General features: G+C 69.4%; 1 protein-coding gene. It reads right to left on the bottom strand.

Annotated features, from left to right (window positions below):
* Positions 1 to 18762: a non-ribosomal peptide synthetase gene (locus F5544_RS45930; protein ID WP_275107021.1), complete on the bottom strand. Its 18762-nt coding sequence runs from the start codon at positions 18760 to 18762 to the stop codon at positions 1 to 3.
* Between the last annotated feature and the right edge of the window lie 334 nt (positions 18763 to 19096).

Genomic DNA, 19096 nt, shown 5'->3' with positions numbered 1-19096 from the left:
TCACTCCTCAGCCATCCGGCGCAGCCGCGGCCTGCGGGACGGGGCGACGCTCGCCCAGCGGCCCGCCAACCCGGCGACGGTCGGGGATTCGAACACCATGCGGATCGGCAACTCGACGCCGAGCTCAACCCGGATCCGCCCGATCAACCTGGTCGCGAGCAACGAATGCCCGCCGAGCAGAAAGAAGTCGTCATAGATGCCGACCTTGTCGATGCCGAGCACCTCACCGAACAACCCCGCCAACGACCGCTCCAGCCGATCGCGCGGTGCCCGATACCGCGTCGCCGCCGCGAAATCCGGATCCGGCAACGCCTTCCGATCGAGCTTGCCGTTCAACGTCAGCGGAAGCGCGTCGATCACCATCACCAACGCGGGCACCATGTAATCCGGCAACAGTCCGCCAACGAACCTACGCACCTCGGTCCCGTCCAGCGCGGCGCTGTCCGACGCAATGCCATGGAGCACAACGCCACTCGGCGCAGAGCCCTTCGGCCCGACGCTCGCTGACACAGCGCCACTCGGCGCAGCGCTGCCCGGCACGGCACCATCCGGCACGGCGGTGCCCGGTGTAATCACTTGCGGCGCAGTGCGATCCGAAACAGTACCGTTCGGCGTGGAGGCGGCCGGTTCGGCTGCGTGCGGCACTACGTAGCCGATCAAGCGTTTGCCGCCCGCGAATTCGCGTGCGACGACGGCGGCTTGGGCGACTGCGGGGTGGGCCGCCATGGCCGCTTCTATCTCGCCTAGTTCGATGCGGTAGCCGCGGATCTTTACCTGGTCGTCGACGCGGCCCGCGTATTCGAGGTCGCCTGTTCGGGTCCAGCGGACCAGGTCGCCGGTGCGGTAGAGGCGGCCGTTCGCGGCGAAGGGGTCGGCGATGAAACGCGCCGCGGTGAGGGCCGGTCTGCCGAGGTAGCCGCGGGCGAGGCCGGCGCCCGCGATGTACAGCTCGCCGATGACGCCGGGCGGGACCGGCCGCAGCCACGGGTCGAGTACGTACATGCGGGCGTTGGCCAGCGGCCGCCCGATCGGCACCGATTCGCCGGGCGCGACGCCCTCGATGTTTTCCGGGACCGGATACGCAGTCGTGTAGAACGCCTCCGTCGGCCCATAGCCGTTGACCACCTGGACGCCGGGGATGCGGGCCCTGGTGCGCTCGATCATCGCGGGCGTGAGCGGCTCGCCGCCGAGCACGATCGTGTCCGCGACGATCGTGGTGCGCGCGTGCTCGAGCACTTCCTCGAAGGCCGACGGCACCCCGGTGAGTACGCAGCCGGACCACCGTTCGAACTCACTCAACGCGAGTGCGTCGCGCACCACCTCGGCGGTGCCGCCGACACTGAGCACGGTGAAGATCTCGAATACCGAGACATCGAACGACACCGAGGTGGCGGCCAGCGAACGCGGCGCGGCCCGGCCACCGAGCAGTGCGGCCATCGCGATAGCGCCGTTGACCATATTGCGGTGCGTGGTGGCGATGCCCTTCGGCCGACCGGTCGAGCCGGAGGTGTACACCAGGTACGCCAAGTTCTCAGGGCGCAAGCCGAGTCCGCCCATTGTGCCGCTGCGGTTTTCGTCGACGCGGCTCACATCGGCATCCTCGATGAACAGATACGGCACGTCGGTGTCGGGTAGGAGGGACGCCGTCTCGCGGTCGGTGAGCATCGCTACCGGTGCGGCGTCGAGGAGCATGAAACGCACTCGGTCCGGTGGGTAGCCGGGGTCGATCGGGACGTAGGCGCCGCCCGCGTCGAGGATCGCGAGGATCGCGACAACGAGTCGCGCCGTTCTCGGCAGTGCCAGCGCGACTCGGCGTTCGGGTCCGACGCCGTGGCGGATCAGCCAGTGCGCCAACAGTTTTGCCTGCGCGTCCAGTTCCAGGTAGGTCAGTTGGACCTCGCCGCAGACCACGGCGATCGCGTCCGGGGTCGCGGCGACCTGGCGTTCGAACAGCTCCGGGTAGGTCAGCGGCGGGAGCGGCACCGCGGTGTCGTTGCGTTCGCGCAGCAGGGCGCGTTCGCTCGGATCCAGGGTGTCCACCCGGCTGACCGGCAAGTGCGGGTCGGCGGCGAATTGGGTGAGGACTCGCGTGATCCGGTCCGCGATACCTCGGGCGGCGCGCTCGTCGAAGAGGCTCACCCGGTATTGCAGGACGATGCGCAGGTAGGGCGCCGCATCGGCGACCACCATCAGCGGATAGTGGGTTCCGGTTCGCGAGCGCAGACCGGTGATCGCGACGTCGGCCGCCGCATGCGCGTCGGTGAGACCCGATCGATCGACCGGGAAGGATTCGAAAACCACCAGGGTGTCGAACAGATTGCCCAACCCGGCCGCCTGCTGGATGTCGGCGAGCCCATGCTGGTGGTGATCCATCAGGACCGCCTGCCGGTGTTGCAGACCGGTAAGCAGTTGCGCGAGCGTCTGACCGGGCTCGTAGCGCACCCGCACCGGCACGGTGTTGATGAACAACCCGACCATGGTGTCGGCGCCCGCGAGGGTGGGTGGTCTACCGGATACGGTGGCGCCGAAGACCACATCACCGCGTCCGGTCAGCTGGCCGAGCACGATGGCCCATGCACCCTGCACGACGGTATTCGCCGTGACGCCCAATTCCGCTGTCCGCCTTGCCAATTTGCGGGCGACGTCGACGGGCAGCCCGACCTCGAGGTGCGCGAGCCGCCCCTGCCCCGCGCCGCCTGCCAGCATGGTCGGCTCGTCCAGCCCGGCCAGTTCGGCGGCCCACGCCCGCGCCGAGTCCGCGCGATCCCGCCCGGACAGCCACACCAGGAAATCACGGTACGGGCGCACCCTCGCCAGCCTGGCGGTGTCTCCGCCGGAACCGTAGAGCCGCAACAGATCCTGCATGAGCAACGGCAGCGACCAGCCGTCGAACAGTGCGTGATGGACGCTGAGCACCAGCTCCGACCGCCTCGGGCCCATCCGGACCAGCGTCATCCGCAGCAACGGCGGGACGACCGGATCGAAATGGTCGGCATGGTCGGCGTCGAGCAGCCGCTCGAACGCGGCGGTGCGCTCGTCTTCGGTGCGATCGGTGAAATCTACTTCTCGCCAAGGCAATTCGACATGCTCCGGCACCAGCTGCACCGGCCCGCCCGCGGCGTCGTGCCCGAATGCGGTGCGCAGGTTGGGGTATCGCCGCAGCAGCGCCCGGCCCGCCGCCCGCATCCGCGCCGGATCGACATCGCCGGACAGGTGGAACACCAACTGCATGTGGTAGGCGTCGAACGAATCACCGGCAAGCGCGGAATGGAACAGCAGGCCCGACTGGGTCGCCGTCACCGGCCAGACGTCGACGAGTCCCGGATGCTCGCGCTCCCACGCCTCGATCTCATGTTGGCCGACCGAAACCAGAGCGAGGTCCGACGGCGTCAGGCCGCCTGCGCCGGGGCGCGTCGAATACCGGGCGAGTCCGGTCAGCGCCGCACACCACAGCTCCGTGAGGGCGCGCACCCTCGACTCCGTCAAAACCCCTGTCGCATAAGCGAATACCGCAGACAGTTGCGGTCCGGGACCGTCATCGGTGACGGCGGCGGCGATCTCCAGCGCGGACATGGCGGGCAGGTCCGGATCCGGGCTCGGCGACCCGACACCGGGTACCGCGCGCCAGCCCGCATCCGACGGTAGGTCGGCGGCGGTGAGCTGACCGAGGTAGTTGAAGCCGAGCTGCGGCTGCGGGTACGCGGCGAGTTCGGCCGCCGTCTCCGGATTGAGGTAGCGCAGCAGGCCGTAGCCGATGCCCTTGTCCGGAATCGAAAGCAGCTGTTCCTTCACCGATTTGACGAGCCGGGCCACCGCGTCGCCGCCCGCGTGCACATCATCTGTCGCGATCTCGCCGACCGCCAACCTGACCGGGAACATACTGGTGAGCCAGCCGACCGTGCGGGAGAGATCGGCACCGGGCGCCACCTGCTCCTCGCGGCCGTGTCCCTCCAAGCGCAGCAGCACCTCGGTGTCGCCGGTGCCCCGCCACGCGCACACCGACACCGCCAGCGCGGCGAGCAGCCCGTCATCGACGCCGCCGTGGAAGGCCGCGGGCAGCGCGGTGAGCAGCGCCCGCGTCGCCGGGATCGGCAGCTCGACGCGGATCGTGCGCACCGTGGACGAGGTGTCCACCGCCGGGTCGAGCCGCCGTGCGCCGATCAGCGGGTCCGGCCCGTCCAGCACGCTCCGCCACATCCCCAGTTCGGCGATCCGCTCGGGCGCGAGCGCCGCATCCGCCAGCGCATGCGCCCAACGCCGCGCCGAGGTCGCCACCCGAGGCAGCACGACCGGCAGACCGTCGCGCACCCGCTCCCACGCCGCCGCCAGATCCGGCAACAGAATGCGCCAGGACACCCCGTCGACAACCAGGTGATGCAGCACCAGCGCCAACCAGCCCGGCCCATCCTCCTGCCGCACCCGGACGAACCGCGCCATCACACCCGCCTCGGGATCGAGTTGGCCTGCGGCAGTATCGATTTCGGCGCGAACCCGCTCGTCCCAAGACTGTGCCGGATCCCAGTCGACACACCACATCAACTGCGCGACGTCGACCGAGTCGGGCGGGCCGACAACCAGACCCCCATCACCCAACCGCCCCGCACCTCCGTCGATGCGCTCGGTCGACCGCGCTGGGCCGGTCGGATCCAGCGAACCAACAACCGGCCCCACATCCCGCGCTTGCGCCGTACCCCGGTCGACCGGCCGGACCGGCGGCGCAGGGTCGATCGGATCCGGCGAGGCGACGACGGCGTCGGACCGCCCCGCATCCGCATCGACGGACTCCGTCATCGCATCCGACCGGCGAACGACTGATTTCGCATCCGGGCCGATGACCAGCCGCGATCGCAGTATGTCGTGTCGCTCGACTACGGCGGTCAAGCTGGCGAGCAGGCCTTCCATCGTGATATCCGGCGGCAGGCCGACCACCATCGACATCGCGAACCGGTTGTGGGTGCCGCCGAGTTCGAGCAGATAGTGGGCGGCGGGCGGTAGCGGCAGCCAACCGACGCCGCCTTGGTCGAGTTCCGGCAGCACCGGGCGTTCGGCGGTCCGCCCGTCAAGCAGTACGGCGTCGGCGAGTGCGGCTACGGTTCGGCATTCGAAGATCTGGCGGGGCGTGAGGTCGATGCCTAGTGCGCGGGCGCGGGCGACCACCTGGATCGAACGGATGCTGTCTCCGCCGACGGCGAAAAAGTCGTCGTCGACACCGATTTCGCCGAGGCCGAGCACCTCGGCGTACACCCCGGCGAGGATCCGTTCCTCGACGGTCTCCGGCGCTCGGTACGGGCCCGCGGTCGAATCCGGTTCGGGCAGCGCCTTGCGGTCCAGCTTGCCGTTCGCCGTCAACGGCAACCGGTCCAGCAGCACGAATGCCGAGGGCACCATGTAGTCGGGCAATCGGGTCGCCACGAAACGCCGCAATTCCGCCGCCGAGACACCGGCGGTCAGGTCGACGTCGCCGAGCGCGTCCGCGGTGCTCGCGACGACGTATCCGATCAACCGGCTGCCACCATTCGGGTGCTCCCCCGCGACGACGACGGCCTGCGCCACTCCCGGATGCGCGGTGAGCACCGCCTCGATCTCGCCGGGTTCGATCCGGAAGCCGCGGACCTTCACCTGACTGTCGGCGCGTCCGACGTATTCCAGGTGGCCCGCCGAATCGCTCTGCAATACTGACCATTTCGCCAGATCACCGGTCCGGTACATGCGCGCACCCGCTGGGCCGAACGGGTCGGCGACGAAGCGCTCGGCGGTGCGGCCCGCGAGTCCGTAATAGCCGCGGGCGACGAGACCACCGACGTACAGCTCACCGACGACGCCGGGCGGCACCGGGGCCAAACCCGGTCCGAGCACATACATTCGCATATTGGCCAGCGGCCCGCCGATCGGCGCCGTGCCTGTGTCGATCGACTCCGGGAGTTCGAACACGCTGGCGTAGAACGATTCGCTCTGTCCGTAGGCGTTGATCAGCCCGGTGCCGGGCAGCGCGGCGCGCACGTCCCGCACCAGCCCGGCCCGCAGTGCCTCGCCCGCGACGACGACGGTATCCACCGTGAGCCGCCCGGGAAGCTGCCCGTACAGCCCGGACAGTACCGACGGCACCGTGCTGAGCACGCCACCGGTCCAGCTCTCGCGCTCGCCGAGCTCCAGCACATCGCGGACCAGCTCGACGGTCCCGCCCGCGCACAGCGTGGTGAACAGCTCGAACAGCGACACGTCGAAGTTGATCGATGTTCCGGCGCACATCCGGGTCCGCCGGGTGATGCCCACCGCCGAGATCAGGGCCAGCAGCCCGTTGATCACCGCCTCGTGCGTGATCGCGACGCCTTTCGGGGTGCCGGTCGAGCCGGACGTGTACATCACGTAGGCCAGGTTCCGCGGCCGGATCGATACCGCAGGCCGGTCCGGCGCGCCGCGCAGTTCGTCCAGCCGCAGCACCGGGATATCACCGGTCGGCAGCGTGGCCGCGGTGTCACCGTCGCCGAGGATCAGTCGCGGCCGCGCCTCGGTCAGTACCTGTTCGAGCCTGCGGCTTGGATATGCCGGGTCGATCGGCACGTAGGCGCCGCCCGTCATCAGCACGGCCAGCAGCGCGACCACCAGGTCCGGCGTCCTCGGCAGCGCGACGGCCACCAGCGTTTCCGGACCGATTCCCTTGTCGCGTAACGCGTTCGCGACCAGATTCGCCCGCGCGCCGAGTTCGGCGTAGCTGAGTTCGGCTGCGCCGCAAACCAATGCGACCGCACCCGGTGTCTCGGCGACCTGACGGCCGAACAGATCGACCACCGTGACCGAGGGCAGCGGCGTCTCGGTGTCGTTGCGCACCAACCGATCCCGTTCGGCCGGATCCATGAGCTCGACCGCGCCGACCCGGATCGCCGGATCGGCGACCACCTGGCGCAGCACGCGCAGATACCGGGCGGCGATCAGCTCCGCGGTGCCGTGATCGAACAGATCCGTCGCATACTCGAGCACGCCCGACGCACCGCCCGCCGGATCGGGGGTGAGGTTGACGAGCAGGTCGAATTTGGCGGCGACCGGCGGAGTCGGTTCCGGCTCGATCCGCAGACCAGGCAATTCCAGATCGAGCGGGGCCGTGTTCTGCCAGGCGAACATCACCTGGAACAGCGGGTGATACGCGGTGGACCGCTCCGGATTCAGCAACTCGACCAGCCGCTCGAACGGCGCGTCCTGATTCTCGTACGCCGCCATCGCCTTGCCGCGCACCTGGTCAAGCAGCTCGCCGAACCGAGGGTTGCCGCCGAGCCCGACCCGCAGCACCCAGGTGTTGACGAAGAAACCGACCACATCCGCGAGCGCCTCGTCGGTGCGGCCCGCGATCGGCGAGCCGATGGTGATGTCGGCACCCGCCCCCAGTTGATGCAGCAGCACCGACAGCGCGGACTGCAAAACCATGGCCGCCGTCGCGCCCGAGCCGCGCGCGACCACATCCACCGCGGACATCAGCTCCGGCGCGACGGTGAAATGCACCCGGCCGCCGCGATGGCTCGCCACCGGCGGCCGGGGCCGGTCCGTCGGCAAGGCAAGCGGCGCAGGGACATCAGCCAGTTCCCGCCGCCAGTAATCGAACTGCTCGGCGAGCAAACTCTCCGGATCGCGCTCGTCGCCGAGCAATTCGGCGTGCCAGAGCGTGTAATCCGCGTATTGCACCGGCAGGTCCGGCCAGTCGGGCGCCCGGCCCGCGCGCCGTGCCGCATAGGCATGGGAGAGATCGCGGGTCAGCGGGGCGGCCGAGGCGCCGTCGGCGGCGATGTGGTGGATCACCAGCATCAGCACGTGGTCGTCGGGCGCGACCCGCAGCAGCTCGGCGTGGATGGGAACCCTTGTGTACAAATCCAATTCGTACGCGGCCAGAGCGGCGACGGCGCCGGGCAACTCCACCTCGGACACGGTGCGCACGGTAAACACCTCGGGCACCTCGGCGGCGGGCAGCACCCGTTGTGCCGCCGTGCCCGCGGCGTCCTCGACGATCAGCGTGCGCAGGCTCTCATGCCTGCCCACCACATCCCGCAATGCGAAACCCAATGCGGCCGTGTCCAATTCGCCATGCATCCGGACGGCGAGCAGCAAATTGTAAGTGGCCGAAGGACCTTCGAACCGATCGATGAACCACATCCGCCGCTGTGCGAACGAGAGCGGCACCGTCTGCGGCCGAACCGCACGGACCAGCGGCGGCCTCGGTCGCGATCCGGTGCGCAGCCGGGTCGCCAGCCGAGCCACCGTCGGCGCGTCGAACACGGCCCTGATCGGCACCTCGGCCGCGAGCCGCGCCCGGATCCGGCCGACCAGCCGGGTGGCGAGCAACGAATGGCCGCCGAGTGCGAAGAAGTCGTCATCGATGCCGACCCGCTCGACGCCCAACACCTCGGCGAAAAGCGTTGCGAGCGCGTGCTCGTCCGGCGTTCGCGGCGCATGGTATGTCGTGCCGGTGAATTCCGGTGCGGGCAGCGCCCGGCGATCCAGCTTTCCGCTCGGCGTCAGCGGGAAGCGGTCCACAATGACGACCGCCGCGGGCACCAGGTACGCGGGCAGCCGTCCCGCGACGAACTTCCGCAATTCCTCGGTGGATACCGCAGTGCCGACGACCGCGTATCCGATCAACCGCGCCACCGTCCCGGTGCGATCGGCGACGACGACGGCCTGCCGGACCGCGGGATGTTCGGCCAGCGCCGCTTCGACCTCGGCCGGTTCGACCCGGTAGCCGCGAATCTTGACCTGCGCGTCCGCCCGGCCGACATATTCCAGCACGCCGTCGTGCCTGATCGAATCACTTTGCGGTGCCTGACCATCCGCCGCCTGGGCACCATCTCCTATCGAATCGCTCTGCGGCGCCTGAGCACCCGTCGCCCGGGCACCATCCCCCATTGAATCGCTCTGCGACGCCTGCCATTTGGCCAGATCACCGGTGCGATACATGCGCGAACCCGCGGGACCGAACGGGTCGGCGACGAACCGGCTCGCACTCGTCCCGGCCGCCCGGTGATAACCGCGGCCTATGCTCGCGCCCGCGACATACAACTCCCCCACCACGCCCGGCGGCACCGGACGCAACGCCGGACCGAGCACATACACCCGGACATTGCCCAGCGGACCGCCGATCGGCACATTGCCGTCTGCGGGCGGCAGTTCGTTCGCAGGGATCGCGAAGGCGGTGGCGTAGAACGATTCACTCTGCCCATACGCGTTGATCAGCCGCGCGCTGGGCAGTATGGCACGCACCCGCGCGGCCAGCGCCGACGACAGCGCCTCACCCGCGAAAACCACCGCATCGGCGGCGACGCGACCCGCCAGCCGCTCGGTGAGTTCACCGAATGCGGAAGGGACAGTGCTGATTACGCCCCCGGACCAACTCTGCCGCTCCCCCAGCACGAGCACATCCCGCACCACCTCGACACAGCCGCCGGTGCTCAGCGTGGTGAACATTTCGAAAACCGACACATCGAAGCCGATCGAGGTGCCCGCCAGCATCCGCCACCCCGCCCCGACCCCAAGCCCGTCGATCAGCCGAGCAATACCGTTGACGACGTTGCCGTGCGTGATCGCAACACCTTTCGGCGTCCCGGTCGACCCGGAGGTGTACATGACATAGGCGAGGTTGTCCGGCCGCGCGCGCCGAACCGCAGGCGCGCCACCACCATCGGCGGCCCGCACCTCCATCGGATCCGACACCCCGTCGAACTCCTCGAACGCCGGACTCGCCGCAACCACGTGTGCGCTCACACCGCCGTCGGCAGCGCGCACCTCCATCGGATCCGATACCCCGTAGAGCTCGTCGAGCGTCAGCCTCGGTGTATCGGATGGCGGCAGCAATCGCACCGTCCTGGCGTCGGTGAGGATCAGTTGCGGCTGCGCCTCGCCGAGGACGAATTCCAGTCGTGCCCCGGGGAATTCGGGGTCGACGGGTAGATATGCGCCGCCCGCGCGCCATACTGCGAGCATTGCGACGACCAGATCCGCCGAGCGCGGGAGGGCGATGGCCGTGAGGGTTTCCGGGCGGATGCCGCGTTCGAATAGCTTGTGCGCCAGCCAGTTTGCCCGGGTGCACAGCTCACGGTAGGTCGATGTCGTTGTGCCGTCGGTTACTGCGATCGCGTCGGGGGTGGCGGCGGCCTGGCGCTCGACGAGTTCCGGGATTGTCGAGGCGGAATGCGGTGCCGCGGTGTCGTTGTAGTGCGATAGCAGCTCGTGTTCCGCTGGGGTCAGCAGATCGAAGGTTGCCAGGCGGCGGTCCGGTGCGCCGGCGAGCAGGTCGAGTACCCGCGCGAATCGGGTCGCGATATTGTCGGCGGTGGGTCGGTCGAGCAGAGATCGCTGGTACTGCAACGAGATTCGAACATGCGGGTCGGGGGTGGCCACCACCGTCACCGGATAGTGGGTGCCGGTGCGCGGGCGTAGACCGGTGACCTCGATGCCTGCGGCGGCGCGCGCGTCGTCGATTCCGATCCGGTCCATCGGATAGGACTCGAACGCGACCAGGGTGTCGAACAGGACGCCGAGCCCGGTCCGGTGTTGGATTTCGGCGAGCCCGATGTGATGGTGTTCCAGGAGCGCGGCCTGCCGGGCCTGCAGCCGGGTCAGGAATTCCGCGACGGTGTCGGTGGGTGCGCGGCGCACCCGCACCGGCACGGTGTTGACGAACATGCCGACAATGCCGTCGACACCCGCGATGGCGGGCGGGCGGCCCGAAACGGTCGCGCCGAACACCACATCGGTGCGACCGGTCAGCTCGGTGAGCAGCAGACCCCACGCGCCCTGGACGACCGTATTGACCGTCACGCCGAGCTCCGCCGCGCGCAGGGCGAGCGCCTTGGCCGCCGAAATGGACAGCGGGACATCGACCTGACCGATTCCGGGTTCCGGAGCCCGCGCGGATAACCGCGCGGCGAGCAGGGTCGGCTCATCGATGCCGTCCAGCTCGTCGACCCAAACCTGTTCGGAGACCGCGCGATCCTGTTCGGCGAGCCAGGACAGGTAGCTGCGGAAGTCTCGTGGCCTCGGCAGCCGGTCCGCGCCGGATGCGTAGTGACTCAACAACTCTCGCAGCAGGATCGACAGGCACCAGCCATCGATCAGCAGGTGGTGCGAGGTGAGCACGAGTTCCGCGCGTTCCGGCTCGGTGCGCACCAGCGCCAACCGCAGCAGCGGCGGACGGTCGAAGGCGGAGGGGCGGTGCAGATCATCGGTCAGGAACCGGTCGAGGGCGTCGGCGCGCACCGCATCGGACAGGGTTCGCAGGTCGAGTTCTTGCCACGGCACGGCGACTCCGGCGACGACGAGTTGCACCGGTTCTCCCGTTGCGCCGGTGACGAATCCGGCGCGCAGACCGGCGTGCCGGTCCAGCACGGCCTGGCCAGCGGCCCGCATCCGGTCCGCGTCGACCCGGCCCGCGAGGTGAATGACCAGTTGCACCCGGTACGGGTCGAAGCCCTCGGCCATCGAGGCGTGGAACAGCAGCCCGGATTGCAGTGGCGTGAGCGGCCAGATATCGGTGAGGCCCGGGAACTCGGCCTGCCACGCATCGATCTCCGGCTGGCCGACATCGACGAGCGGGACATCCGACGGGGTGAGGCCACCGGCATCCGATGAGCGTGCGTGCCTTGCGAATTCGGCCGCCGCCTGCTGCCACAGCCGCGCCAGCTCGCGCACTTCGGCGCGGGACAGCACGCCGCGCGGGAAGCCGAAGGTGACGCGCAGGCGTCCCTCGCCCCGGATATCCATCGCGGCGGCGGTCACATCGATTGCGGACGCCGCGGGCATATTTCGCGCAACCGGCGCCGAAAGTCCTTCGGGCGCAGGCGCCCAGGCGACCTCGCGCGTATCGGACGGGAGGCTGCCGAGATAGTTGAAGGAGATCTGGCCCTGTGGATGCGCCGCGAGCACGGGGCCGGTCTCCGGGTTGAGATAGCGCAGCAGCCCGTAGCCGATCCCCTTGTCCGGGATCGCACGCAGTTGTTCCTTCACCGACTTCAGCAGCGCGCCCGGCCCTGGCGCGGTAGGGATTTCGAGCCGGACGGGATACACACTGGTGAACCAGCCGACGGTGCGGGAGAGGTCGGCGCCGGGAACGATCTGCTCCTCGCGGCCGTGGCCTTCGACGCGGACCAGGACCGAGTCGTCATCGGTATCCCGCCACCGCCGAACCGCGACGGCGAGCGCGGCCAGCATGGCGTCGGCGGCGCCGCAACGGTATGCGGCGGGTAGATCGGTGAGCAGGGCCGCGGTGTCGGCGGCAGGCAGCTCGACCTGCACGCTGTCGACCGTCGACGTCAGGTCGATGGCGGGGTCGAGCGGCCGCGTACCGATCAGCGGATCGGGCCCATCGAGAATGCCGCGCCACAGCGACATTTCGGCCATTCGGCCGGGGCGCGCGGCCTCGGCGACCAGCGCGTGTGCCCACCGCCGCGCCGATGTCGTCGCGGGCGGCGGCTCGACCCCTTCCCATGCGGCGGCGAGATCGGAGATCAGGATCTGCCACGAAACGACATCGACGACGAGGTGGTGCAGCACCAACAGCAACCGGCCCGGCGCGCCGGTGGCACGGAACTGGACGAGCCGCGCCATCACGCCGGACGCCGGTGCCAATTGTGCTGCGGCAGCTTCTAATTCGCTATTCAGCAGGTGGTCCCACCGCTCGCCCGTCCAGCCGCCGTCCCATTCGACCGTCCGGATCAGGTCGGCCGCATTCGCCACTGGATCGACGACGAGACCGGGCTCGGGTTCGGTCACCAGCCGGGTGCGCAGCACACCGTGCCGGTCGAGCACTGCGGTCACCGTCGCCGCGATATCCGCGCCGGGCGGCAGCACCAGCAGCATGCTCTGCGCGAAATCGGCCCAGTCCCCGCCCAATTCGAGCGCGTACCGCGCGACCGGTAACAACGGCGCCCAGCCTGTCGCGCCGCCCTCGAGTTCGGCCAATCGCGCGGGGCGGTCCGGATCGGCGATGCCCGCGGCCGCCGCGAGACCGGCCACGGTGCGGTGCTCGAACACCTGGCGGGTGTTGATCGCGATACCGGCGGCCCGCGCGCGAACCGCCACCTGAATGGATCGAATACTTTCCCCGCCGATGGCGAAGAAGTCGTCGTCGACACCGACCCGGTCCAGCCCGAGCACATCGGCGAAGATCGTGGCGAGCGCCCGCTCGGTCGGCGAAACCGGTTCGCGATACGAGCCGCCCGCCTCATCGGGATCGGGCAGCGCCGCCCGATCCGGCTCCCCGGTCGCGGTGACGGGCAGCCGGTCGAGCAGCACGATCGCCGAGGGCACCAGATGCGCGGGCAATCGCCGCGCCGCCAACGTCCGGAGGTCGGCCGCGGTGAAGTCCGCGCTGATGTCCACATCCATGCCGCCCGCGGCGCTCGCCGCCCGCACCGGCACCACATAACCCACCAGCCGCCGGTCCGCCCCCTCGACCACCGCGGCCGCCGCCACCCCCGGATGCGCACCGAGCACGGCCTCCACCTCGGCCGAAATCCAATCCGCCCGCCCGGCATACTCCAATTTCCCGTCCCGGCCGCACCGCGCGAGCTCACCGGTCCGATACATGCGCCCACCCGTGCCGAACGGATCGGCGACGAACCACCGCGCCACCCACCCCGAATTCCCTCGATAATTCCGAGCCACATCGCCGGTCAGATACACCTCACCCGCCACCCCCGGCGGCACCGCCGCCAACCCCGGCCCCAGCACCCGCAGCTCCCCAGCCCCAGCACCATCACCCGGCAAGACGATCTCCGACAGCCCGCTATCTCGCGCCCCCACTACTGCACCGGCTACCCGGCCACCATCGCCCGGCGGGACGATCTCCAACGGACCGCTATCCCGCACCCCCGCCACTCCACCGTCACCCGCACCATCGCGCGGCAAGACAACCTCCGACCGACCGCTGTCCCACGCCCCCACCACTCCACCGGCCACCCGGCCACCATCACCCGGCGGAACGATCTCCGACGAACCGCTATCCCCCGCCCCCGCCACCCCACCGTCACCCGCACCATCGCGCGGCAAGACAACCTCCAACGGACCGCTGTCCCGTGCCCCCACCACTCGACCGACCACCCGGCCACCGTCGCGCGATATGTCCCGAACAACGTCTTCGCCGAGTTCGCTACCGCCAGCAACTTGGCGAACATCACACAGTGTGCGCCAAAAACCTTGTATCGCAACGTCTTCTGGGACAACACCAGCGTGAAAACCGAACGTTGACCCCACATCCGGCACCCCATCGAACGGCCGGATCGCACCGATCGCCCGCGCCGGATCGGCGAGTACCTCCCGGACGACCCGGCCGTACCAGTCCGCGATGCGCGCAACTGTGTCGCGGTCGAAGAGGTCGGTGGCGTATTCGATGGTGCCGCGCAGTCCGCCACCGGATTCGGGGATCACCGTGAACGACAGGTCGAATTTCGCGGTACCGGTCGGGACGAGATTCCATTCCGCCCGCACGCCGCCGAGGTCGAAGCCCGGCAATTCGGCCTGCCAGGTGAACATCACCTGGCACAGCGGGTGATACGCCAGCGAGCGATCGGGGTTGACCAGTTCGACGATGCGGTCGAACGGTGCGTCCTGATTGTCGTACGCGGCCAACGCTTTATCGCGTACCTGCGCGAGCGCCTGCTCGAACGGCAGCCCGGCGCTGAGCCGCACCCGCAGCACCCAGGTGTTGACGAAGAGCCCGACCAGATCCGCCAAGGCCTCGTCGGTGCGTCCCGCGACGGGCGCGCCGATGGTGATGTCGCTGCCGCCGCCCAGGTGGTAGAGCAGCACGGACAGGGCGGCCTGTAAAACCATCGACTCGGTGCCGCCGCGCGCACCGGCGAGTTCGGTCGACCGGGCACGCAGCTCGGGTTCCAGGACGAAGTCGAGTACGTCGCCGCGATGGCTCGGCGCGGATGGTCGCGGACGGTCGGTGGGCAGCCGCAGCGGCCCGCGCACACCGGCCAATTCGCGCCGCCAGTAACCGAATTGACGTCCGATGAGACTGTCGGCATCGGATGCTTCGGCCATCAGTTCGTATTGCCAGAGCGTGTAATCGGCGTACTGCACCGGAAGATCGGTCCACTCCGGTGCGCGACCGGCCCGCCGCGCCGCGTAGGCGATCGATAGGTCCCGGCCTAGCGGCACAACGGATTCACCGTCGGCGGCGATATGGTGCAGCACCAGCATCAGCAGGTATTCGGAGCCGACCTGGAACACCTCCGCCCGCACCGGCAGGTCGGCGGTGAGATCGAATATCCTGCGCGCGGATTCGGCCACCGCGGCGGCCACCGACTCCGGCGACACCGCGGTCACGGGCGCCTCGAGCGCATCCACCGCGATCACGTGCTGGTAGGCGATGCCGTCGGCATCCTCGGCGACGAGCGTGCGCAGCGCCTCGTGCCTGCCGACCACATCCCGCAGCGCGGTGGCGAGCACCGCCGGATTCAACGTCCCCGCGAGACGGAATACCGCGGGCACGTTGTAGGTGGCGGACGGCTCCAACCGATGCAGGAACCACAACCGCCGCTGGGCGAACGAGAGCGGTATCCGCTCCGGGCGCGCAACCGGTTTCAGCGCCGGACGTCCGCCCTTACCGATGGCCAGCCGCCGCGCCAGTTCGCCGACCTTGGGCGCGTCGAAGACGGCGCCGATCGAGATCTCGGCGCCGAGTCCGGCGCGCAACTGGTTGACCAGCCGCAGCGCGAGCAGCGAATTCCCGCCGAGCGCAAAGAAATTGTCGTCGACGCCGACCGGATCGGCACCGGTGAGTTCGGTGTACAGCCGCGCGAGCACCTGCTCGTTCCTGGTGCGCGGCGGCCGGTACTCGGTGCTGGCGACCTGGGGTTCCGGCAGCGCGGTCCGGTCGAGTTTCCCGTTGGCGCTGACCGGCAACCGGTCGAGCAACCCGTACGCCGCGGGCACCATGAACTCCGGCAGCTGTCGCGCGACGTGCGCGCGCAGCTCGGCGATGGTGACATCGCCCGCGGTGGCCACATACGCGACCAGCTGTCGTCCGCCGCCCGCCGGATCGGCGCGCGTCACCACCCCGGCGCCCGCGACGGCCGGATGCGTCCGCAGCACCGCCTCGACCTCGCCGGGTTCAATGCGGAAGCCGCGGATCTTGACCTGCTCGTCCGCGCGGCCGAGGAAGACCAGCGCACCGGGCGGGGTGAGCGCGACGATATCGCCGGTGCGGTACATCCGTCCGCCCGCCGGACCCCACGGGCAGGCGACGAATCGCTCGGTGGTGAGCCCGGGCCTGCCGAGATAACCGCGGGCCACACCGGAACCGGCCACGTACAGCTCGCCCGGCTGACCGGGCGGCACCGGTTGCAGCGCCTGATCGAGCACGAAGACCCGCATGTTGTCGTAGGGCCGCCCGATCGGCAGTTCCGCTCCGGCCGGCTCGGCGGTGACCACATGCGTTGTCGCGCCGACGGTTGTCTCGGTGGGTCCGTAGACGTTGAAGAACGTTATGTCCGGACAGGCGCGCATGGCACGCGAGATGGTCGCGGGCCGCACCCGCTCGCCGCCGGTCACCACCCTGGCCAGCCCGGTCAGGCAGCGCGGATCCGCGTCGACCAGCAGATCCAACAGCGCGGAGGGCAGGCAGACCGAAGTCAACCGGTGACTGGTGACCAGCGCGGCGAGCCCGGCGGTGTCGAGGTCACCCTGCGGCGCCACCACCACGGTGCCGCCGTGGGTCAGCGGCACCCACATTTCGTAGATGGCCGCGTCGAAGGTGTGCGGCGAGCGCAGCAGCACTCGTTCCTGCCCCGCGCGCCAATTCCGGTCCGAGACGAAGTCGACGATGCCGCGATGGGTGACGCCGACGCCTTTGGGCTCCCCTGTCGAACCCGAGGTGAACATGACGCACGCCAGCCGGTCCACCGGACCGTCGGCGGTATATCCCGCCGAGGGCAGTGCCCGCAGATCGTCCAGCGCCACAACCGGATACGCGTCACCGGGCACCTCGGCATACCCGGACGTCGTAAGAACCAGCACCGGCCGGGCGACGCCGAGCATGGCCGCCACCCGCTCGGCCGGATAACCCGGATCGACGGGCACATACGCGCCGCCCGCCTCCAGCACCGCGAGCAGCGCGACAACCAAATCGAGCGATCGCGGCAGGATCACCGCCACCAGCGCCTCCGGCCCGACACCGCGCCGCGCCAGCTCCGCGGCCAACCCGCGGGCCCGCGCGACCAGCTCCCGATAGGTCAGCGCGGTAGTACCGGAGACCACGGCGATCGCCGAATCCGGTTGTCGCCGAACCAGATCCGGGACCGATGCGGCGGGCGTCGGCACGGCTGTCGCGTTCAGCCGGGTCAGCAGGTAGTCGGTTTGACCGGAGGTCAGCACCGACAGCCGGGCGACCGGCACATCCGGCCGCTCGACGACCGCACGGAGGAATCCGGCCAGATCGTCACAGAGCCAACGCAATTCGGCGGCGCTGTACAGATTCGACGGCGCGTCCATCCGGACCTGGAAATGTTGCGCGCCGTCCCGGTACAGCGAGATCGCCAGTTCGTCGGCAATTCCCCACGGCCCGAGGAACAATCGCGCCGGACTGCCCGCGAAATCCGGCGCCGCGACGAACGGCATCAGGTTGAGCAGCACACCGAACGGGTCACGCACCGCCGCGGCCGTTCCCGCACAACGCTGGATGGCGGAGATGTGGTGGTCGGCGTGCGCGAAAACGCGGCGCTGCTCGGCGGCCATGGCCTGGGCGAGCTCGGCGAAACTCGCCGCGGGCGCGACCTTCGCCCGGATCGGAATCAGGTTCAGAGTCAACCCGGGCGTTTGGGCCGCCGCGCCGCGCCGGTTCCGGACGCTCATGGTGAACAGCGGTTCGTCGAGGCCGCAGCGGCGCGCGCAGAACAGGGCGACGGCTGCGGACTGCACCGCGGATACGCGCACGCCGACGCGGTCGGCCAACCGCTCCAGCCCGTCCGCCTCGGCCCCCGACATGGTGACGACGCGGCTGACCATCCCGATCGCGCCCGCCAATTCCGCCCAGGTATCCGCCGGATTCGCACGCCGGTCCGGATCGCGGTCGAGCGATTCGAATATGCCGGTGCGCGGGTGCGGCAGCCGGGCCGGTGTCGGATCGCCCGCCAGATATTCCTTCCAGAATCGCGCGTCGTCGGTGAACCGCGCCGATTCCCGGTACTGGTCGTCCACATCGACGAGAGCCGCCGGATCGCCGAACCGCGGCGGCGGCACGGCGAGCCCGTCGTGCAGCGCCGTATAAACCTCGGCGATCCGCGACGACAACATGGTGATGGCGCTGAACCCGTCGGCGGCCAGATGCTGGAAGATCACGACCAGCAGGTGTCGCGTCGGCGCGAGCCGGACCGTGCCGACCCGGTAGAGCGGGTCGTTCGCGAGATCGAATGGTGCGCCGACCAGCTCGTTCAGCGCCGTGAGCGCCGCGGCGTCCGGATCGTCGGCCGAGCCGACATCGATAGCGAACGGCGTCAACCGACCGGGCGCGCCGATCACCTGGCGCAATCCGGCCGCGTCCTCCCGGAAGTTGACCAGGACGGCATCGGTCTCGCCGAATACGGTGCGCAGCGCGGCGGAAAGCAGGCCGAGATCGACCGCGCCCGATATTTCCCAGAGCAGGGTCGGATTGTTGGAAAACTCCGGCGTCATTTTTTGGGCAAGCCATAACCCCTGCTGCGCCGACGAAATACCAAACGAACGCAAAGCAGCCGCCCCCTCGTCGTCACAAAGTCCACACGGAGCACATGTGGTCATCAACCACCCTCGCGGCATCGGACAGGCCCGGTCAAGATTGGATCGGCGCCGCGACAATTACCGCGCGACCGATACGAAATCCGGTGCCGACGTCCCGTCAACAGGACATCACCCCGGACGCCGAAGCAGGCGGCAGCAGAACGCAGAACCGGCGCGCTACCAGCGCGGACAGGGATCCGGGAAAATGGAAATCCGCCCGGACGGCATGCCGTACAGATAGATCAGATATCCGAAAACCGGATCGCGCCGAGTTTCGGTCACAAAACGCTCCATAAAGGCGGGTTCTCGTGTTACACACTGATGTTCATTTATCTCCGGCCGGAATAGTTATTAG

The organism is Nocardia arthritidis, from assembly GCF_011801145.1.
Taxonomy (GTDB): Bacteria; Actinomycetota; Actinomycetes; order Mycobacteriales; family Mycobacteriaceae; genus Nocardia; species Nocardia arthritidis_A.
The sequence above is the reverse complement of the archived record's forward strand: the minus strand, read 5'-3'. Positions and strand labels throughout refer to the sequence as shown.